The organism is Aeromonas sobria, from assembly GCF_050266975.1.
GTDB lineage: Bacteria > Pseudomonadota > Gammaproteobacteria > Enterobacterales > Aeromonadaceae > Aeromonas > Aeromonas sobria_B.
This window is the reverse complement of record NZ_JBKISU010000047.1, coordinates 1-20467: the sequence shown is the minus strand read 5'-3', so window position 1 is coordinate 20467 and position 20467 is coordinate 1. Positions and strand designations below refer to the sequence as shown.

18 protein-coding genes are annotated in these 20467 nt (G+C 62.0%); 11 read left to right on the top strand and 7 right to left on the bottom strand.

Annotated features, from left to right (window positions below):
- Nucleotides 1–322: 322 nt before the first annotated feature.
- Genes hemG through pepQ form a run of 4 tightly spaced genes read right to left on the bottom strand, consistent with a single transcriptional unit; the run spans nt 323 to nt 4290 of the window.
- Nucleotides 323–847 (bottom strand): menaquinone-dependent protoporphyrinogen IX dehydrogenase, encoded by a 525-nt coding sequence (gene hemG / locus ACLHZ1_RS19415; protein WP_427263393.1) that lies wholly within the window; start codon nt 845–847, stop codon nt 323–325.
- Between the two features lie 7 nt (nt 848–854).
- The gene (locus ACLHZ1_RS19410; RefSeq protein ID WP_427263392.1) at nt 855–2312 is read right to left on the bottom strand and encodes a TrkH family potassium uptake protein; all 1458 of its coding nucleotides are present in this window, start codon (nt 2310–2312) and stop codon (nt 855–857) included.
- A gap of 38 nt (nt 2313–2350) precedes the next feature.
- On the bottom strand, nt 2351–2968 hold the full coding sequence (locus ACLHZ1_RS19405; protein WP_427263391.1) for a YigZ family protein: 618 nt from the start codon (nt 2966–2968) through the stop codon (nt 2351–2353).
- Entirely contained in the window at nt 2968–4290 is a 1323-nt protein-coding gene (gene pepQ, locus ACLHZ1_RS19400; RefSeq protein WP_427263390.1) for a Xaa-Pro dipeptidase, read from the bottom strand. The genes ACLHZ1_RS19405 and pepQ overlap by 1 nt, the downstream gene beginning before the upstream one ends.
- Before the next feature lie 190 nt (nt 4291–4480).
- On the opposite strand from pepQ, the gene ACLHZ1_RS19395 reads away from it, so the two are divergent.
- The 6 genes from ACLHZ1_RS19395 (at nt 4481) to ACLHZ1_RS19370 (ending at nt 13946) form a co-directional block, all read left to right on the top strand.
- Nucleotides 4481–6418, top strand: coding sequence for an acetoacetate--CoA ligase (locus ACLHZ1_RS19395; protein WP_427263389.1), 1938 nt, complete (start codon nt 4481–4483; stop codon nt 6416–6418).
- A gap of 204 nt (nt 6419–6622) precedes the next feature.
- On the top strand, nt 6623–8770 hold the full coding sequence (gene fadB / locus ACLHZ1_RS19390) for a fatty acid oxidation complex subunit alpha FadB (protein ID WP_427263388.1): 2148 nt from the start codon (nt 6623–6625) through the stop codon (nt 8768–8770).
- A 21-nt stretch (nt 8771–8791) separates the two neighbouring features.
- Entirely contained in the window at nt 8792–9955 is a 1164-nt protein-coding gene (gene fadA, locus ACLHZ1_RS19385) for an acetyl-CoA C-acyltransferase FadA (protein ID WP_427263387.1), read from the top strand.
- A 417-nt stretch (nt 9956–10372) separates the two neighbouring features.
- Nucleotides 10373–11095, top strand: a complete 723-nt coding sequence (locus ACLHZ1_RS19380) for a response regulator (RefSeq protein WP_427263386.1) — start codon at nt 10373–10375, stop codon at nt 11093–11095.
- A gap of 34 nt (nt 11096–11129) precedes the next feature.
- Nucleotides 11130–12569 carry an ATP-binding protein gene (locus tag ACLHZ1_RS19375; protein WP_427263385.1) on the top strand — a complete coding sequence of 480 codons (1440 nt, stop codon included), beginning with the start codon at nt 11130–11132 and terminating at the stop codon, nt 12567–12569.
- Nucleotides 12570–12707: 138 nt separating this feature from the next.
- Complete coding sequence (locus ACLHZ1_RS19370; protein ID WP_427263384.1) at nt 12708–13946, top strand: ABC transporter substrate-binding protein; 1239 nt, start codon at nt 12708–12710, stop codon at nt 13944–13946.
- 58 nt (nt 13947–14004) lie between these two features.
- Here ACLHZ1_RS19370 and ACLHZ1_RS19365 read toward each other — a convergent pair whose 3' ends face one another.
- Nucleotides 14005–14196 (bottom strand): hypothetical protein, encoded by a 192-nt coding sequence (locus ACLHZ1_RS19365; RefSeq protein ID WP_111875051.1) that lies wholly within the window; start codon nt 14194–14196, stop codon nt 14005–14007.
- Between the two features lie 171 nt (nt 14197–14367).
- Between ACLHZ1_RS19365 and tusA the strand changes: the two genes are divergently transcribed.
- Complete coding sequence (tusA, locus tag ACLHZ1_RS19360; protein ID WP_111875052.1) at nt 14368–14613, top strand: sulfurtransferase TusA; 246 nt, start codon at nt 14368–14370, stop codon at nt 14611–14613.
- 26 nt (nt 14614–14639) lie between these two features.
- Nucleotides 14640–14984 (top strand): RidA family protein, encoded by a 345-nt coding sequence (locus ACLHZ1_RS19355; protein WP_427263383.1) that lies wholly within the window; start codon nt 14640–14642, stop codon nt 14982–14984.
- A gap of 83 nt (nt 14985–15067) precedes the next feature.
- Here ACLHZ1_RS19355 and ACLHZ1_RS19350 read toward each other — a convergent pair whose 3' ends face one another.
- Nucleotides 15068–15724 carry an OmpA family lipoprotein gene (locus ACLHZ1_RS19350; protein WP_427263382.1) on the bottom strand — a complete coding sequence of 219 codons (657 nt, stop codon included), beginning with the start codon at nt 15722–15724 and terminating at the stop codon, nt 15068–15070.
- 99 nt (nt 15725–15823) lie between these two features.
- On the opposite strand from ACLHZ1_RS19350, the gene ACLHZ1_RS19345 reads away from it, so the two are divergent.
- Nucleotides 15824–16000 carry a hypothetical protein gene (locus ACLHZ1_RS19345; RefSeq protein ID WP_427263381.1) on the top strand — a complete coding sequence of 59 codons (177 nt, stop codon included), beginning with the start codon at nt 15824–15826 and terminating at the stop codon, nt 15998–16000.
- Nucleotides 16001–16056: 56 nt separating this feature from the next.
- On the opposite strand, the gene ACLHZ1_RS19340 is transcribed toward ACLHZ1_RS19345, so the two are convergent.
- Nucleotides 16057–16635, bottom strand: a complete 579-nt coding sequence (locus ACLHZ1_RS19340) for a DNA-3-methyladenine glycosylase I (RefSeq protein ID WP_427263380.1) — start codon at nt 16633–16635, stop codon at nt 16057–16059.
- 221 nt (nt 16636–16856) lie between these two features.
- Here ACLHZ1_RS19340 and glyQ point away from each other — a divergent pair, with 221 nt between their 5' ends.
- On the top strand, nt 16857–17786 hold the full coding sequence (glyQ, locus tag ACLHZ1_RS19335) for a glycine--tRNA ligase subunit alpha (protein WP_427263379.1): 930 nt from the start codon (nt 16857–16859) through the stop codon (nt 17784–17786).
- 9 nt (nt 17787–17795) lie between these two features.
- The gene (gene glyS / locus ACLHZ1_RS19330; protein WP_427263378.1) at nt 17796–19865 is read left to right on the top strand and encodes a glycine--tRNA ligase subunit beta; all 2070 of its coding nucleotides are present in this window, start codon (nt 17796–17798) and stop codon (nt 19863–19865) included.
- Nucleotides 19866–20467: the final 602 nt, after the last annotated feature.

Below are 20467 nucleotides of genomic sequence, written 5' to 3'. Positions count from 1 at the left end.
CCACACAGATTGCTTGATTCAAATTGTTAAAGAGCGACGCAGCTTTTGGCTGCTGCGGGAGTGGCATTCTACTCAACCGCCTTCTCGAGTCAAGCCCTATTTTCAAAGGCTTTTCGAGGTTATCGACGAGGTTGTTTGCGTTGCCGCTTGCCCTGTCGATGGAGGCGCATTATAGGGAGCCAAAACTTTCTGGCAAGGGAATTAATGCAAAAAAGTGCGTTTTTCTGAAGATCCAACACCAAGTGTCGATTTAACCATCAATTATCGTAAAAAACATACGAAAAGCCCCGCTTGGGCGGGGCTCGGGGGCTGACCACACGCGTCAGCGCTTGTGCCAGAAATCACGGGCGAAGGTGCGTACCTTGTCCCAGTCGGTAAACTCGATGTCCCGGCTGGTATCCGTACTGCCGCCGGTGATCTTCATGATCAGTTGAATGATGAGGGTCTGCCACCAGTTGTATTTGGAATACTGCAGGGCACCGGCAAAGACACCCAGGTTCTTCGGCTTCCAGGGAGAGCTTTGCAGAAACTTCTTCATATAGGCATTGGTTTGCGGTGTCTGCTTTTCTGGCTTGCGGGCAGTCAGGTTGACACAGAAGAAGGCAGCATTGGCGACTTCCAGCTGCTCATGGTGAGCATGGATGAAGCTGAGCAGGCTGGGATGGAAGTGGCCGTAGCGGATAGAGGCACCGATCAAGACCTTCTTGTACTTGCTGAGGTTGCACATGGGCAGGCTGTGCAAATCATGCATGACGACCTCACATCCCGGCATCTCTTCCAGCATGACATCAATGATTTTTCGGGTTTGGCCATCCCGAGAGGAATAAAGCACCAAAATCTTATCCATACCAACCTCAACTACGCCAGAATGCAGGAGTTAACAGTACCAGAAGTGTAAAAATTTCCAATCGACCAAACAGCATGGCGATGATCATGATCCATTTGGCGGCATCCGTCGTGCTGGCGAAGTGGGGAGCCACCTCTCCCAATCCCGGCCCCAGGTTGTTGAGAGAGGCCACCACGGCAGAGAAGGCCGTCAGCTCATCCATGCCAGTGGCGATCAGCCCCAGCATGCAGAGAATAAAGATGATGGCGTAAGCGGCGAAGAAACCCCACACCGCCTCTATGACCCGCTCCGACAAGGCCTTGTTACCCAATTTTATCCGATAAACGGCGCGGGGATGGATGAGTCGCTTGAGCTCCCTCAGCCCCTGCAGATGCAGCAGCATCAAGCGCACCACCTTGATGCCGCCCCCGGTACTGCCGGCGCAACCCCCCACGAAGGAGGCCAGCATCAGCAACACGGGCAGAAACAGCGGCCATTCGGAGAATCCCGTGGTGCTGTAGCCCGCCGTGGTGGCGATGGAGACGGACTGGAACAGGGCATGGTCCAGGGTTTCTGACCAGCTCTCATAGTTGACGTGGTGCATCAACATCAGGAAACAGACCAGGGTCAGGCCGATCTGGAGGCCGATGAAGACCTTGACCTCGGGATCCTTGAGATAGACATAGAGCCGCAGCGGCCTGTGGGCAAAGGCGGCGAAGTGCAGGGTAAAGTTCACCCCGGCCACCATCAGGAACAACACGGTGATCAGATTGATGGCACTGCTGTTGAAGTAACCGATGCTGGCATCATGGGTCGAGAAACCGCCGATGGCCACGGTGGAGAAGGAGTGGCAGATGGCATCGAACAGGGTCATTCCCGCCATCCAGTATGCCAGGGCGCAGCTGAGGGTAATGAACAGATAGATGTACCAGAGCGCCTTGGCGGTCTCGGCGATGCGCGGGGTCACCTTGTTGTCCTTGACCGGTCCCGGGATCTCGGCGCGAAACAGCTGCATGCCACCGATGCCTAGGATAGGCAGGATGGCAACCGCCAGCACTATGATCCCCATGCCCCCCAGCCACTGCAACAACTGGCGATAGAACAGGAAAGCCTTGGGCAGCTCATCCAGTCCGGTCAGCACGGTCGCCCCCGTGGTGGTGAGGCCGGAAAAAGATTCAAAGAAGGCCTCGGACACACTCATGTCCGGTACCTCCCCCAGCATGAAAGGCAGGGCACCGACACTGCCGAGCACGGTCCAGAACAGCACGACGATCAGGAAGCCCTCTTTCGACCTGAGCTCCTTCTTGTGATGGCGATTGGGAAACCAGAGCAGCAAGCCGAGCAACAGGGCGATGAAGAAGGCGCCGACGAACTCAGAACCGCCCCCGTCTCGATAGCCGAAGGCGACCAGGGCCGGCAGCAACATGGTGGAGCTGAACAGAGCCACCAATAGGCCAACGATGCGGATAATACTCAGAATGTGCATGCAGGCCCCGTCTCCCGACAATGAAACAGCGATGGATTCTAGCCATCTATGGGCTGCAGAGATACCCGTCCGTGGGTTCTATCGGTCAGGATGCGGTTGACCTGCTGCCAATCGACATCGGCCCAGTCCACCTCGAGTCGTACCCGCTGGCCGTAATCCGACTGGCGCAGTTGGCCGGCGTGACTCAGCAGCAAGGCTTCGATCACCCCCATGTCGCCATAATCACACTCGATGAGGGAGGAGCGCCTGGCTATCTTCTGTCGGGTAGAGAGCGCCTTGAGCGCCATGCCCACCCCGCCCCCATAGGCCTTGACCAGACCACCGGTACCGAGCAGCACGCCGCCATAGTAGCGCACCCCCACGGCGGCGATCTCCCCTATCCCCGCCCCCATCAGCTGGGCCAGCATGGGCTTGCCCGCGGTGCCAGAGGGCTCGCCATCATCGCTGAAACCATAGACCTGGCTGTCGTGAGGAGCTCCGGCCACGAAGGCCCAGCAGTGATGGCGCGCCGACGGATGAGCCAGGCGCACCTCCTCTATCCAGGCCTTGGCGGCCGCCACGCTCGGGGCATGGGCCAGCAGGGTGATGAAGCGGCTCTTCTTGATCTCCTCGCTCACCTCCACCCCGGCCGCCGGGATCGGATAGCTCGACGCCATCAGAGGCCCGCTTGTCGGGTGAGGTTCTCCACCCCGTTGGCATGCAGCACTATGTTGTCCTCGATGCGGATGCCACCAAACGGACGCAGCGCCTCCACCTTGTGCCAGTTGACCCGCTTGCCCTGCTCGCTACGGCGCAGCGGCTCCAGCAGGCTGTCGATGAAATAGAGGCCCGGCTCTATGGTGAACACCTGGCCTGGCTCCATCACCCGGGTGCAGCGCAGGTAGGGGAACTGCTCCGGCGCGGCCAGGTGGGTGCCACGCTCATCCTGCATAAAGCCACCGGCATCGTGTACCTGCAGGCCGAGGAAGTGGCCGAGGCCATGGGGGAAGAAGACGTTGGTGACCCCGGTGCCTATCATCTCGTCCACCGACATATCCACCAGCTCGACCGATTGCAGTACCCGCGCCAGCCTGTGGTGCATCTGCTGGTGCAGCTCCGTATAACGGCGACCCGGCTTGACCTCTTCGATGATGGCCTGTTGCTGCTCATCCATGATGGCAATGAGATCGGCAAACTCGCCCCGGCGCCAGGCCCAGGTTCGGGTGATGTCGGAGGCATAGCCATGGAAGTCCACCCCGGCGTCGATCAGGAAGGAGTGACGCTCGGCATCGGCCACCCGCTGATGGGAGAGCTGGGTGTAATGGAGGATGGCCGCGTTGCGGTTGATGGCGACTATGTTGCCGTAGGGCGCCTCATTGGCTCCCTGTCCCACCGCCTTCATGTAGGCCAGGTTGATCTCGAACTCGCTCGCCCCCGCCATGAACGACTCCTTGGCCGCGATGTGACCGCGCACCCCGAGCCGGTTCGCCTCACGCAGACACTCCAGCTCGTAATCCGTCTTGTAGGCGCGGTGGTAGTGCAGGTAGTTGAGCACCGCCTCCGGATTGGGCTGGGTCAGCCCCAGCAACTCGGCCACTTCGAGATGCCCCCCCAGGTAGGCCCACCCCTGCCTGTCGGCTGGCAAGTGATCCGCCACCTGCTCCGGCCGGGTCAGGAAACGGATGTCGAAGAAGTCGACCCAGAAGGCATTGGGCAGGTCAGCCACCTTGTGCCAGAAATCCACCGGCCGGTTGAACAGCAACACGGGTTTGCTCACGCCGTCCACCAGCAGCCAGCAGTGGGGATTGTCCAGCACCGGCAACCAGGCCTTGAAGTGGGGATTCACCTTGAAGGGGTAATCCTGATCATCGAGGAAGATGCGGTGGGCCTGGCCGGCATGGATGGCCAGGCCGCTGAGTCCCTGCTGTTGCAGTATGTCGCGGCTGCGGCGCTGCAGCGTCTCTATGTGCTGGGCGAAAAGTTGGCTGTAACTGCTCATGGCATCCTGCTCCGACATGGTGGTTACCCCAGCATAACATCAAGCTCGGAGGGCCTCGACCCGTCACACCGCCGCTTCGTGAGGTAAAGCACGGGTTACAGGGGAGTTGTTGTTAAAAACAAACCAGGCATTAACAAATAAGAAACAGTTCAATACACTGCCATCAGATATATGCAGCCAGGGATCACTCATGCACAACCGCCGTCTGTGGCAGCCGGACCAGGCCAGGATCAGCCAATCCAACCTTCATCAGTTCATGGGCGAGGTCAATCGCTTCCATGGCCTGCAACTGCAAAGCTATGCCGAGCTGTATCAGTGGTCGGTGGAGAAGACCACCCGCTTCTGGCCCCTGGTCTGGCAGCACTGCGGTGTCAAGGGTGAGCTGGGGGACATAGTGGCGGAGAACCGCCAGGAGATGCAGCATGCCCGCTGGTTCCCCGACAGCCGCCTCAACTTCGCCGAGAACCTGCTGCGCCGCCAGGACGAGAGTCCCGCCATCCTCTCCCGCATCGAGGATGGCGCCAGCCGCACCCTGAGCTGGCGCGAACTGGGGGAGCAGGTGGCCAGGCTGGCCCAGTGGCTGCGCAGCCAGGGCATCGGCCGTGGCGACGTGGTGGCCGCCTACCTGCCCAACATACCGGAAACCCTGGTGGCCATGCTGGCCACCACCAGCCTGGGCGCTGTCTGGACCTCCACCAGCCCGGATTTTGGCGAGGCCAGCGTGGTGGAGCGCTTCGGCCAGACCCGTCCCAGGGTGCTGTTCGCGGTGGATGGCTACCGCTATGGCGGCAAGGCCATCGACATCCAGCAGAAGGTGGCCAGCGTGGTCAGCCAAATAGGCAGCATAGAGCAGACTGTGATGATCCCCCTGCTGGGCCAGCCCCTGCAACTGGGGCACGACTGGCATCAGCTGCTGGCAAGCCAGCACGGCGCCCAGCTCGCCTTCGAGCCCATGGCCTTCAACGACCCGCTCTACATCCTCTATTCGTCCGGCACCACCGGCAAACCCAAGTGCATCGTCCACGGCATAGGTGGCACCCTGCTGCAGCACCTGAAAGAGCACCAGCTGCACTGCGACATCAAGCCAGGGGAGCGGATCTTCTACTTCACCACCTGCGGCTGGATGATGTGGAACTGGCTGGTCAGCGCCCTCGCCTCCGGCGCCACCCTGGTGCTCTACGACGGCTCGCCGTTTTATCCGGATGGCAACGTGCTGTGGGATCTGGCCCGGGACGAGCGGGTAGCCCTGTTCGGCACCTCGGCCAAGTATCTCGATGCCCTGCACAAGCAGGGTTATGCCCCCATCAACACCCACGACTTGCCGCACTTGCGGCTGATCTGCAGCACCGGATCCGTGCTGTCGCCGGAGGGGTTCGACTACGTCTACCAGCAGATCAAGTCGGACGTACAGCTCAGCTCCATCTCCGGCGGCACCGACATCTGCTCCTGCTTCGTCATCGGCAACCCGCTCAGCCCCGTCTATCGCGGCGAGAGTCAGGGGCGCGGCCTCGGCCTCGCGGTGCAGGTATTCAACGAGGCCGGCCAGCCGGTGCAGGGAGAGAAGGGGGAGCTGGTCTGCACCAAACCGTTCCCGGCCCAGCCCATCGGCTTCTGGGGAGACGAGAGCGGCGACAAGTATCACGCCGCCTACTTCGAGCGCTTCGACAACGTCTGGTGCCATGGCGACTGGATTGAACTGACCGACACCGGCGGCATCCTCTTCTACGGCCGCTCCGATGCCACCCTCAACCCGGGGGGCGTGCGCATCGGCACCAGCGAGATCTACCGCTACGTGGAGCAGCTGGACGAGGTGGAGGAGAGCATCGTCATCGGCCAGCAGTGGCAGCAGGACGAGCGGGTGGTGCTTTTCGTCAAGCTCAAGCCCGGCTGCAAGCTGGACGAGCCCCTGCGCGAGCGCATTCGCCAGCAGGTGCGACAGCACTGCACCGCCCGCCATGTGCCCGCTCGCATCCTGCAGGTGGACGCCATTCCCCGCACCAAGTCCGGCAAGATAGTGGAGCTGGCGGTGCGGGAAGTGGTGCACAACAGACCGGTCAACAATACCCACGCCCTCGCCGATCCCGAGGTCTTGAACCAGTATCGCAACCGGCCCGAGCTGGCCAGCTGATCATCGACTCATGCTCGCAGCAGGCGCCGCCAGGCGCCTCTCTTTTGCCGATCCTGTGATGGAGAGCTTTTACTCAAACACTGTTAAACGAATGTTTTAAATAGGTGTTGAAATTGTCATGCTTTGGATCAATAGTGAGCCTCGCCCCCTGCTGGGGATAAAGGAGCACCACCCCCCACCATGTGGGAACAAGGAGACACTCTCATGATCTACCAAGGCGACACCCTGTCGGTCAGCTACCTCGAAGACGGCATTGCCGAGCTGAGGTTCGATGCCCCGGGTTCAGTCAACAAGCTGGATCGCGCTACCCTGCTCTCCCTGAGCGAAGCGATCGCCGTATTAAAACAAGAACGTGAACTAAAAGGTCTGATCCTCACCTCCGGCAAAGACGCCTTTATCGTCGGCGCCGACATCACCGAATTCCTGGAACTGTTCGATCTACCGCAAGAAGATCTGCTCGGCTGGCTGAAAAAGGCCAACGACATCTTCAGCGCCATCGAAGATCTGCCGGTGCCGACCCTGTCCGCCATCAAGGGTCACGCCCTGGGCGGCGGCTGCGAGACCATACTCGCCACCGACTTCCGTCTGGCCGACACAAGCGCCAAGATTGGCCTGCCCGAGACCAAGCTCGGCATCATGCCGGGCTTTGGCGGCACCGTCCGTCTGCCACGCCTGATCGGTGCCGACAACGCCCTGGAGTGGATCACCACAGGCAAGGATGTCCGTGCCGATGACGCCCTCAAGGTGGGTGCCATCGATGCCGTGGTCGCACCCGAAGCACTGCAAAGCGCCGCGCTGCAGATGATCAAAGACGCCATCGCGGGCAAGCTGGACTGGCAGCGCCGTCGCGCCGTCAAGAAGGCGCAGCTGCGCCTCTCCAAGCTGGAAGCCATGATGAGCTTCACCACAGCCGCCGGCATGGTTGCCGCCGTGGCGGGCAAGCACTATCCGGCGCCCATGACAGCCGTCAAAACCGTCGAAGCCGCCGCCGGCATGAGCCGCGACGAAGCGCTCAACGTCGAGGCACAGGGCTTCATCAAGCTGGCCAAGACCGACGTCGCCAAGGCGCTGGTCGGCATCTTCCTCAACGATCAGCACATCAAGGCGCTGGCCAAGAAGGCCGCCAAGCAAGCTGCCAAGGCCACCAGCCACGCTGCCGTACTGGGTGCCGGCATCATGGGGGGCGGCATCGCCTACCAGTCCGCCAGCAAGGGCATCCCGGCGGTGATGAAGGACATCAACGAGAAGGCGCTGGCACTTGGCATGGGTGAAGCCACCAAGCTGCTCAACGGCCAGCTCGAGCGCGGTCGCATTGACGGCATCAAGATGGGCCAGGTGCTCTCTGCCATCACCCCGACCCTGAGCTATGACAGCGTCAAGCACGTGGATCTGGTAGTGGAAGCCGTGGTCGAGAATCCCAAGGTGAAGGCCGCCGTGCTGGGCGAAGTGGAAGCCGTTCTCGGCGACGACGCCGTGCTCGCCAGCAACACCTCCACCATTCCCATCTCCTTGCTGGCCAAGAGTCTGAAGCGCCCGCAAAACTTCTGCGGCATGCACTTCTTCAACCCTGTGCACCGTATGCCTCTGGTGGAGATCATCCGCGGCGAGCAGACCTCCGATGAAACCATCAACCGCGTAGTGGCCTACGCCGCCGCCATGGGCAAGTCTCCGGTCGTGGTCAACGACTGCCCGGGCTTCTTCGTCAACCGCGTGCTCTTCCCCTACTTCTTCGGCTTCACCAAGCTGGTTGCCGATGGCGCCGACTTCGCCGCCGTCGACAAGGTGATGGAGAAGGAGTTCGGCTGGCCCATGGGCCCCGCCTACCTGCTGGACGTGGTCGGCATCGACACCGGTCACCATGCCGGTGACGTCATGGCCCAGGGCTTCCCGGCGCGCATGAGCAAGGAGGGTCGCACCGCCATCGACGTGATGTATGAGGTGAGCCGCTTTGGTCAGAAGAATGGCAAGGGTTTCTACGCCTACGAGCAGGACAAGAAGGGCAAGCCGAAGAAGGTGGCAGACGCCGCCAGCTACGAGCTGCTGGCCCCCATTGCCAAGCCGAAACAGGATTTCGACAAGGAGGCCATCATCGCCCGCATGATGATCCCCATGATCAACGAGGTGGTGCTCTGCCTGGAAGAGGGCATTGTCGCCACACCAGCCGAAGCCGACATCGCACTGGTCTACGGTCTGGGCTTCCCTCCCTTCCGCGGCGGCGTGTTCCGCTATCTGGATACCATTGGCCTGGATCGCTATGTCGCCATGGCCGACCAGTATGCCGACTTGGGCCCGCTCTATCGCGTCAGCGACAAGCTGCGTGAGATGGCCGCCCAGGGCAACACCTTCTACTGATTGCGGACAGGAGATCCATTCATGAAAGACGTAGTCATTGTCGACTGTATCCGGACCCCCATGGGCCGGTCCAAGGGCGGGGCCTTTCGCAACGTGCGCGCAGAAGATCTGTCCGCGCACCTGATGAGCTCCATCCTGCTGCGCAACCCCACCCTCGACCCCAACGAGATCGAGGATATCTACTGGGGCTGCGTGCAGCAGACCCTGGAGCAGGGCTTCAACATCGCCCGCAACGCCGCCCTGCTGGCCGGTATTCCGAAGCAGGTGGGGGCGGTCACCGTCAACCGCCTGTGCGGATCAAGCATGCAGGCGCTGCACGATGCCTCCCGCGCCATCCAGGTGGGTGACGGCGATATCTTCATCATCGGCGGCGTCGAGCACATGGGTCACGTGCCCATGAGCCACGGGGTGGACTTCCACCCCGGCATGGCGAAGTCGGTGGCCAAGGCCTCCGGCATGATGGGGCTGACCGCCGAGATGCTCGGCAAGCTGCACGGCATCAGCCGCGCCCAGCAGGACGAGTTTGCCGCCCGCTCCCACCGCCGCGCCCATGCCGCGACCGTGGAAGGACGCTTCGCCAGGGAGATCGTCGGGCTGGAAGGGCACGACGCCAGCGGCGCCCGCTTCTTCATTGAGCACGACGAGGTGATCCGCCCCGAGACCACGGTTGACACTCTGAGCCAGCTGCGCCCTGTGTTCGACCCGGTCAACGGCACCGTCACCGCCGGCACCTCCTCGGCCCTGTCCGACGGCGCCTCCGCCATGTTGCTGATGAGTGCGGACCGCGCCAAGGCCCTGGGGCTGACCCCCCGCGCCCGGGTGCGATCCATGGCGGTGGCCGGGTGTGATGCTGCCATCATGGGTTACGGCCCTGTGCCGGCGACCCAGAAGGCGCTCAAGCGCGCCGGTCTGACCATGGCCGACATCGACCTGATCGAGCTGAACGAGGCATTCGCCGCCCAGTCCCTGCCCTGTGCCAAGGATCTGGGGCTGCTGGAGGTGATGGACGAGAAGGTGAACCTGAACGGCGGCGCCATCGCCCTGGGTCACCCTCTCGGCTGCTCCGGCGCCCGCATCTCCACTACCCTGATCAACCTGATGGAGGAGAAGGACGCCAACCTGGGTCTGGCCACCATGTGCATCGGCCTGGGTCAGGGCATCGCCACCGTGTTCGAGCGGGTCTAACCCCCAGACAGACCCGCCGCTCAGGGCATCCCCCTGTCATCGGGTTCATATGGGTGTAAGCACAACCTCCCCCTGGCCGATCCACCGGCCAGGGATCGCTCCCGGCCCTGCGGGGAACGAGTGGAGGATATTGAAACGGGTCGCCCCCTTTCGACGGGTGAGGGCGAGCCGGTATCGCGTCGCTTGGGGTCGGCCTGTTCGCCCCATGACTGAGTCTGTGGAGCACACCACACGGGGTGTGCTCTTGCCGTCGGAATCTGCGCTTGGCCGCCCCATTTGGGTCGGCCTTTTTTTCGTTCAGTGCGGCAAAACGGCGGCGATAACCCCCCTAACTTCACATTAGATGGGGGGTTTGCTTGCTTTTTGCTCCCCCGACAGGTTCAATCTGCACAAAAAAATGGGTGGATGCACATACATATGTCAACGAGCAAACAACTGCTGATCGTCGATGACGACCAAGAGATCCGCGAGCTGCTCAACGAATACCTGACCCGGGCCGGCTTTCAGGTACTGATGGCAGCGGAGGGCAACGAGATGCGCCAGCAACTCGCCCAGCACAGCCCGGACCTCATCATTCTGGACATCATGATGCCCGGCGACGACGGCTTTACCCTCTGCCAGCAGATCCGCCGCGACTCCCAGGTACCCATCATCATGCTGACCGCCGCCTCCGACGAGGCCGACCGGGTGATCGGCCTCGAGCTCGGTGCCGACGACTACATCGCCAAGCCATTCAGCCCGCGCGAGCTGCAGGCCCGTATCAAGGCGCTGCTGCGCCGGGCCGAATTCCGTCAGCCGGAGAAAGAAAAAGAGCCGAGCCGCCGCTGGCAGTTCGCCGAGTGGACCCTGGACACCCTGAGCCACCAGCTGACCCACGAGGATGGCAGCCTGCTGGATCTCTCCGGCAGCGACTTCGTGCTGCTCAACATGTTCTTGCAGCAGCCGGGCCAGGTGCTGGACAGAGACACCATCTCGGACGCCACCCGGGGCCGCGAGAGCCTGCCCATGGAGCGCGGCATCGACGTGCAGATCAGCCGCCTGCGCCAGAAGCTGGGGGACAACGGCAAGAGCCCGCGCATCATCAAGACCATACGCGGCAGCGGCTACATGCTGATCGCGGAAGTGCACGAACTGCCATGAGGATCAGGCGCGCCCTCCCCCTGGAGCACTCATAATGGCCCAGCTCTGGCGGGTGCTGATGCCCCGCTCCCTGCTGTCGCGGATGCTGCTGCTGTTGCTGCTCGCCATCCTGCTCTCCCAGACCATACTCACCGGCATCTGGATGCAGCAGATCCAGAAGCGGGAGCTGGAGGGCATGATCAGCACCACCCGCAACCTGGCCCTGTCGGCGGCCTCCACGGTCAACTTCTTCAAGTCCCTGCCGCTGCAATACCGCCACATCGCCCTGGATCAGCTGCGCAACATGGGGGGCAGCCGCTTCTTCGTCTCCCTGAACGAGGAGGAGATCCACATCAGCGCCATCCCGGACAGCGAGCGCAAGACCCTGGTGCTGAGCGAGGTCCATGGGGTGCTCAGTCGCAAGCTCTCCGATGCCATGGCCATCAAGGTGGACTTCTCCCGTCCCGATGACCTCCATGTGTTCAACAACGACACCCTGCTGGCGGACCTGCCCTCCTCCTGGGCCCGCTACACCCTGTCGCTGGAGCCCATCAATCCGCCGGTGCTGGTGACCCAGATCGAGATAGAGCCGGGAGAGTGGCTCTATCTGGCCGCCCTGCTGCCCGCCCCCTACATGACCCTCGACGATACCGTGATGCCGAGCAACCAGGTGCGCTTCATCGCCCTGATGACGGTCTTCCTCTGTTTCTTCACCTTCCTGCTGGTGCGCTGGCAGACCCGGCCGCTGCGCCGCCTCGCCAAGGCGGCGGTCAATCTCGGCAAGGACATCGACCAGCCCCAGCTCAAGGAGGAGGGGGCCTCGGAAATCGTGGCGGCGACCCGCGCCTTCAACATCATGCAGCACCGCATCCGCCGCTATATCGACGACAGGGAGCGCCTCTTCAGCTCCATCTCCCACGATCTCAAGACCCCCATCACCCGGCTGCGGCTGCGGGTCGAGCTGCTGGACGACGAGACCCAGATAGCCAAGTTCAACAAGGATCTCGACGAGCTGGAGCTGATGGTGAAGGGCGCATTGCAGACGGTGAAAGAGACCGACATCCACGAGAACATCGAGGATATCGACGTCAACGCCCTGCTCGAGCAGATGGCCGAGGCCATGAACCTGCACGAGGAGCGACTCACCATAGAGGGGCTGTGCAAGTGGCCCTACCGCGGCAAATCCCTGGCCCTCAAGCGCTGCATCGGCAACCTGGTGGACAACGGCATCAAGTACGGCGAGCGGGTGCGCATCATCATCATGGATGACGAAGAGATGCTGATCCTCTTCATCATGGACGAGGGACCCGGCCTGCCGGAGGATCAGCTGGAGCGCATCTTCGAGCCCTATGTTCGCCTCAGCACGGATAAGGCCGGCACCGGCCTGGGCCTGGGCATAGCCCGCAACATAGCCCACGCCCACGGCGGCGATCTGGTGCTGGAAAATCGTCCCCAGGGTGGCCTGCAGGCCACCCTCTCCCTACCGAGGCAGTAAACACCCTATGAAGTGGTTGTCTCTCCCGGGCGTCGCCCTGCTCTCCCTTCCCGTTTGCGCCTCCTGCCGTGTCGGGGAGCTGCACCAGTGGCGTGCGGTCGGTGTCGGCCACTCTCCCTCCATCAAGGCAGTTACCGTATGAAGTTGTTTCCGTTTGCCATGGTCACCCTGCTCTCCCTGCCCGTCGCCGCCTCCCAGGTCGAGGTGCTGCACTGGTGGACATCCGGTGGCGAGGCCAAGGCGGTGGCCGAACTCAAATCCGAGTGGGCGGCCCTTGGCAATCAATGGAACGACTTCGCCATCCAGGGCGGCGGCGGCAAGAGCGCCATGACGGTGCTGAAAAGCCGGGCCCTGGCCGCCAACCCGCCGGAGGCCGCCCACCTCAAGGGCTATGAGCTCAAGGAGTGGGCCGGACTCGGCTTCCTGCGCGACCTCACCCCCATGGCGGAGCACCTGGGCTGGTACGCCAGACTGCCCCCCATGGTGCGGGACACCCTGAGCCAGAACGGCGCCCTGATGGCGGTGCCCACCGGCATTCACAGGGTCAACTGGCTCTGGCTCAACCGCAAGGTGTTCGCACGCCTCGAGCTGACCCCTCCCACCGACTGGAACCAGTTCGTGGCGGTGGCCGAGCAGCTCAAGGCGCAGGGGGTGACCCCGCTCGCCATCGGCAACGAGGGGTGGCAGCTGACGGTGCTGTTCGAGGCGGTGGCCCTGGGGGAAGGCGGCGTCGACTTCTATCGCAAGGCCTTTCTCGATCAGGATGAGGCGACCCTGACCGGCCCGGACATGGTGCGGGTGCTGTCGCGCTTCCACCAGCTGCGCGCCTACGTGCCCAAGAGTTTCGTCGGCCTGAAGTGGCACCAGGCCACCAACCAGCTGGAGACGGGCGAGGCCGCCATGCAGGTGATGGGGGACTGGGTGAAGGGGGAGCTGAGCGCCGGCAACTACCGCCCAGGCGAGGATGTCGACTGCCTGCCGAGCCCAGGCAGCCAAGGCCTGTTCAGCTACAACCTGGACTCCATCGCCATGTTCAAGCAGCGGGATCCGGCCCAGTTGCAGGCTCAGGGCGAGCTGGCCCGGCTGCTGATGACGCCGCACTTCCAGCAGGCCTTCAACCGGGTCAAGGGGTCTATCCCGGCACTCGTCGAGCCTGACATGAAGCGCTTCGATCGCTGCGCCATCAAGTCATATCGGGATTTCAAGGCGGCGGAGCAGAGCGGCACCCTGCTGCCCAGCATGGCGGAGGGGATGGCCACCCCGACCAATACCCGTCAGGCCATCATGGATGTGCTCGGCAACTTCTTCAACGATGGCCGGGCCAGCCCCGAGCTGACGGCCCACCATCTGGCGCGGGCCATTCGCTCGGCCCGCTGACCGGCGAAGACGACAGAGGCGGATGGGGATCCGCCTCTGTCGCTTTGGGGGGACGAGCTCAGGAGGGGTCGTTCTCGTCCTCGTCATCCTCGTAGTAGTCGCTCAGCTCAATCCAGAGCCCCAGCCCAATCATCACCATGGCACCAAACCAGGTGCCGGTGTTTCCGATCGGGCTGCCCAGCACTATCATGGAAAACGCCAGAAACCCCATGGCCGCATAGGCCTGCAATCTGCCTTGTGACTGGATCATATTCATACCTCCTTGTTGAATATGCTTCATTTTTTATATTACTCGTCAGGCCACGACAGCATAGAGCCGGGGCCAACTTTGGTATCATCGGCTGACATTGGCCCCTCTGGTTTGATTATTTTTTAGCCTTGGGTATCATTGGCAGCGAATTAGGTTGAAGGTTGATTAGAGATGAGTGATTTATTCTGCGACGCAAACCATGAACTGGATGCAATCGGGCTCCGTTGCCCGGAACCCGTGATGATGGTGCGCAAGCGCGTTCGGACCATGGCCCAAGGGGAGACCCTGCTGGTCAGTGCCGATGATCCTTCCACCACCCGCGACATTCCCAGCTTCTGCCGCTTCATGGATCACACCCTGATCGCCAGCGAGACAGAGCAGGCCCCTTACCGCTACCTGATCCGCAAGGGTCAATAAGCCCCCCCTCCCCCCAGGAGCGCACCATGACGATTACCCGAATCGGCACCACGGCCCGTTGGTCCGATGTTGTCATCCACAACGGCACCCTCTATGTGGTGGAAGTCCCCGCCAGCGAGACCGCCGACATCCACCAGCAGACCCGCGAAGTGCTGGAAAGCCTGCAGCGGCTGCTGGAGGCCAACGGCTCCGGGGTCGACAAGATCCTGATGGCCAACATCTATCTCAAGGACATTGGCGACATCAGCGCCTTCAACGAGCAGTGGGATGCCTGGATCCCGGCGGGTACAGCGCCCGTTCGCGCCTGCGTGCAGGCCCGCCTCGCCCACGAAGGCTACAAGGTGGAAGTGCAGCTGACCGCCGCCGTCTAAGCCGCCCACCCAGCCTGAGATAACAAAAGGCCCCGCCATCGCTGGCGGGGCCTTTTCCTTTTCGTTACCGAAACAGGGGCAACTTACGCGGTCGGGGTCAGGGTGATGGTCACCCGACGGTTCTGGGCCTTACCCTCTGCTGTGCTGTTGGTGGCGACCGGCTGATCCGGGCCCACGCCGCTGGTGGCGATACGGCTGCCGGTCACACCCTGACCGATCAGCTGGGCGGCGACGGCGTCGGCGCGCTGGGCGGAGAGCTTCATGTTCAGCTCACGGGAGCCGGTGCTGTCGGTGTGACCAACCACGTTCAGGCGGGTCTTGTCGAACTCGGCAACCACCATGGCCACGCCGGACAGGGTGTTGGCACCGGCGGCTTTCAGCTGGGCGCTGGAGCTGTCGAAGGTGACGTTGTTCGGCATGTTGAGGATCAGCTGGTCGCCGCTGCGGGTCACGCTGACGCCTGTGCCCTGCAGCTTCTCGCGCAGCTTGGCTTCCTGCACGTCCATGTAGTAACCGATACCGCCACCCAGGGCCGCACCGGCGGCCACGCCGGTCAGGATCCCCTTCTTGCGATCACCCTTGCTGGAGGAGAGCGCCCCCACGGCGGCACCAGTGGCGGCGCCGGCCAGGGCACCCCAGGCAGACTTGCCGGTCTGCTGCTCGCCCGTGTAGGGGTTGGTAGTACAGCCAGTGATGGCGACGGTCAGGGCAAGTGCAGGAACCAGTTTCTTGAAATGCATGAAAAAACCTCTGAAAAAGAACGACTCTAGCCGATGGCTGCGCATTCTAACCCAGGGGGACGCCAAGGTGTGACGTTGGCGATAGAGAGCCAACCCCCCATGGCCGTCGCACGAACAGGGGAGATGCACCCGGCACCACGGAGCCATACCCATGTCATCCCTGCCCTGCCCCGCCCCGCTCTGCTCATCATCGATACCCTGGCCGGCCCCTTCGTGCGGCTGATGAGCAGCGACGAGGTGTGCGAGGCGCTGAGCCACGCCCTTCAGCCCTGTTGATTCAGAACCAAAGAAGAAGGGAGGCTTGAGCCTCCCTTCTTCTTTCATTCTCCCATTCACTTCGCCGTCGCTTGCTGGCACTCGGCGTGGCAGCGGCAGGTCACCAGATGATCGTTCACCATGCCCACCGCCTGCATGAAGGCGTAACAGATGGTGCTGCCGACGAAGGTGAAGCCCTGCTTCTTGAGGGCCTTGGCCATGGCATCAGACTCCGGTGAGGTGGCGGGAATGTCGCCGTTGCCCTGCCGCCGATTGACGATGGGGGCGCCGCCGACGAAGGCCCACAGGTAATCGGCGAAGTCGATGCCCTGCGCCTCCAGCGCCAGATAGGCGCGAGCGTTTTTGATGATCGACTGCACCTTGAGCCGGTTGCGGATGATGCCTTTGTCCTGCATCAGCCGCGCCACGTCCTGTTCGTCGAACCGGACGATGAGGGTGGGATCGAAGTCGGCATAGGCGCGGTAATAGCTGTCGGTGCGCTTCAAGATGGTGATCCAGGAGAGCCCCGCCTGCTGGCCATCGAGGCAGAGCTTGGCAAACAGCTCGCGCGGGTCGCGTACCGGCCGGCCCCACTGCTTGTCATGGTATTCGATATATTCCGGGTCCTTGGTCACCCAGGCGCAGCGCAGTTCCATTCCTCGTCTCCTGTTATTTTTCTCTGTCCGACTCTCTGTCCGACAAGGGGATTTCATCGGCGACATGAGGGGGCTTCCATCCCGGGCCAACCAGGCCCGGCGCAGCCCCGCCCCATGAATCCCCTACAATTTCGCCTATTATCCGACCATGCCAGACGGTATACTCCTTCGGTTCACATTCAGCAAATCTTGCTCTGATTTCACTTCGCGCGAAAAACACTATGCAAAAATTCGATGTCAAAACCTTTCAGGGCCTGATCCTGCAGCTGCAGGACTATTGGTCCCGCCAGGGCTGTACCATCATTCAGCCGCTGGATATGGAAGTGGGTGCCGGTACCTCCCACCCCATGACCTGCCTGCGCGCCCTGGGCCCGGAGCCCATCGCCTGCGCCTACGTGCAACCGTCCCGCCGTCCCACCGACGGCCGCTACGGTGAGAACCCGAACCGCCTGCAGCACTATTACCAGTTCCAGGTGATCATCAAGCCTTCCCCCGACAACATCCAGGAACTCTACCTCGGCTCCCTGAAAGAGCTGGGCATGGATCCCGAAATCCACGACATCCGCTTCGTGGAAGACAACTGGGAAAACCCGACCCTGGGTGCCTGGGGTCTGGGCTGGGAAGTGTGGCTCAACGGCATGGAAGTGACTCAGTTCACCTACTTCCAGCAAGTTGGCGGCCTGGAGTGCAAGCCGGTCACCGGCGAGATCACCTATGGTCTCGAGCGTCTGGCCATGTACATCCAGGGCGTGGACAGCGTCTATGACCTGGTCTGGTCCGATGGCCCGCTGGGCAAGACCACCTACGGCGACGTCTTCCACCAGAACGAGGTGGAGCAGTCCACCTACAACTTCGAACACGCCGATGTGGACTTCCTGTTCCACTGCTTCGAGCAGTACGAGAAGGAAGCCCAGCACCTGCTGGCACTGGAAAAACCGCTGCCCCTGCCCGCCTACGAGCGCATCCTCAAGGCCGCGCACTCCTTCAACCTGCTGGATGCCCGCAAGGCCATCTCGGTCACCGAGCGTCAGCGCTACATACTGCGCATTCGCACCCTGACCAAGGCCGTGGCCGAGGCTTACTACGCCTCCCGCGAAGCGCTGGGCTTCCCGATGTGCCAGCGCAGCGACGAAGAGAACAAGCAAGGTTAAGGAACGGACATGGCACAACATACATTTCTGGTAGAGATCGGCACAGCTGAGCTGCCGCCAAAAGCCCTGCGCTCCCTGGCCGAAGCCTTTGCCGACAACTTCAAAGCCGAGCTGACCAAGGCCGATCTGGCCTTCGGCGACGTCGAGTGGTTTGCTTCACCGCGCCGTCTGGCCCTCAAGGTGAGCCAGCTGGCTGGCGAACAGCCGAGCAAGAGCGTCGAGAAGCGCGGCCCGGCCGTAGCGCAGGCGTTCGATGCCGAAGGCAAGCCGACCAAGGCTGCCGAAGGCTGGGCCCGTGGCAACGGCATCACCGTTGAGCAGGCCGAGCGTCTGGTCACCGACAAGGGCGAGTGGCTGGTCCACACCGCCAAGGTCGAAGGCCGTCCGGCCAAAGATCTGCTGGGCGAGCTGGTCGCTGCTGCACTGGCCAAGCTGCCCATCCCCAAGATGATGCGCTGGGGCGACAAGACCATCCAGTTCGTGCGTCCGGTGTTCACCGTGACCCTGCTGCTGGACGGCGATCTCGTGCCTGCCCACATCCTGGGTATCGACTCCGCCCGCACCATTCGCGGTCACCGCTTTATGGGCGAGAGCGAGTTCCAAATCGACAATGCCGACCAGTACCCGCAGATCCTGCTGGAGCGCGGCATGGTGGTGGCCGACTTTATGGCGCGCAAGGCCAAGATCGAGGCTGACGTCGAAGCGGCCGCTGCCGCCTTCGGTGGCGTTGCCGATCTGGACGACGCCCTGCTGGAAGAAGTCACCGCCCTGGTCGAGTGGCCCGTGGTGCTGACCGCCAACTTCGAAGAGAAGTTCCTGGCCGTGCCGGCTGAAGCGCTGGTGCACACCATGAAGGGTGACCAGAAATACTTCCCGGTCTACGACCAGAACGGCAAGCTGCTGCCCAAATTCATCTTCGTCACCAACATAGAGTCGAAAGACCCGAGCCAGATCATCAGCGGCAACGAGAAGGTGGTTCGCCCCCGTCTCTCTGACGCCGAGTTCTTCTTCAAGACCGACCTCAAGCAGACCCTGGCCTCCCGCCTGCCGCGCCTTGAAACAGTGCTGTTCCAGCAACAGCTCGGCACAGTCCGGGCCAAGGTCGAGCGCATCGAGACCGTCGCCGGCTTTATCGCTGAGCGCATCGGTGCCAACGTGGCTCAGGCCAAGCGTGCCGGCCTGCTCTCCAAGTGTGATCTGATGACCAACATGGTCGGCGAGTTCGCCAGCACCCAGGGTGTCATGGGGATGCACTACGCCCGTCACGACGGCGAAGACGAAGTGGTGGCCGTGGCCCTGAACGAGCAGTACATGCCGCGCTTCGCCGGTGATGCCCTGCCGTCCGCGCTGGAAGCCTGCGCCGTGGCGCTGGCCGACAAGCTCGACACCCTGGCCGGCATCTTCGGCATCGGCATGCTGCCCAAAGGCGACAAGGATCCCTTCGCCCTGCGCCGCGCCGCCATCGGTGCCCTGCGCATCATGACCGAGAAGCAGCTGGACCTGGATCTGGTTGAACTGGTGGAAGAGGCGGTGCGCGTCTACGGCGACAAGCTGACCAACAACACCGTCGTCACCGACGTGGTCGACTTCATGCTGGGCCGCTTCCGCGCCGCCTATCAGGACGAAGGCATAGGTGCCGATGTGGTGCTGGCCGTGCTGGCCCGCCGCCCGACCCGTCCGCTGGACTTCGATCGCCGCGTCAAGGCCGTCAGCCACTTCCGCAGCCTGGATGCCGCCCTGGCCCTGGCCGCCGCCAACAAGCGCGTGAGCAACATCCTGGCCAAGGTGGAAGGTGAACTGCCGACTGCCGTCAAACCGGAGCTGCTGGTCGATGCCGCCGAGAAGGCGCTGGCCACCCAGGTTGCCGAACTGCAAGCCAAACTGGCCCCGCTGTTCGCCGCCGGTGACTATCAGGCTGCCCTCACCCGTCTGGCCGCCCTGCAGGGGCCCGTCGACACCTTCTTCAACGAAGTGATGGTGATGGCCGACGACGAGGCCCTCAAGGCCAACCGTCTGGCTCTGCTCAACAACCTGCGCAACCTGTTCCTGCAAGTCGCGGATATCTCGCTGTTGCAGTGATCTTGGTTGGGTTGATTGAAATAAAAAACGGCGCTGAAAGGCGCCGTTTTTTATTGGCAGAGCCCTAATTACTTAGGGCATGCGGCTTTACTTGCTTGAGGAATTGATGTCTGGCCCTTAAGGCTAAACTCCACTGATTTTTTATTACATTCGTCACACATCGGTACAATTCGCTCTCCCTCAACATTAGCATGAAACACATGCGCACCTAGCGTTGGAGAAGCAGTACAGCCAGCGACAGAACAAGTCACCGGCCAAGGCTTACTCGTAATGTACAGCCAGTGATTTTTCCACGACTCGCACGAACAACTACGCTCAGCAGTTCCCTTTTTGTTCTTCCAGTTATCACAAGATACTGTCATCAAAAACCTCGCTAAAAATATATCCTTGGACTCTATGGCTTTTACCGGCCGCTTGGCTGTGATTTACCAAGAGTGGAGCATTTCGGTGATGCTCCAAGTACATCCGAGCAACATCGGGAATTCAGATAATAAGTGCGACACTCATGGATGAATGGCGAGAGGTGGCCAACTGCTGATTGGTGGTACCCTTCTGCTCGCCAAAGTAAAAGCAGTATCACCATGAGCTATCAGCAGTTGACC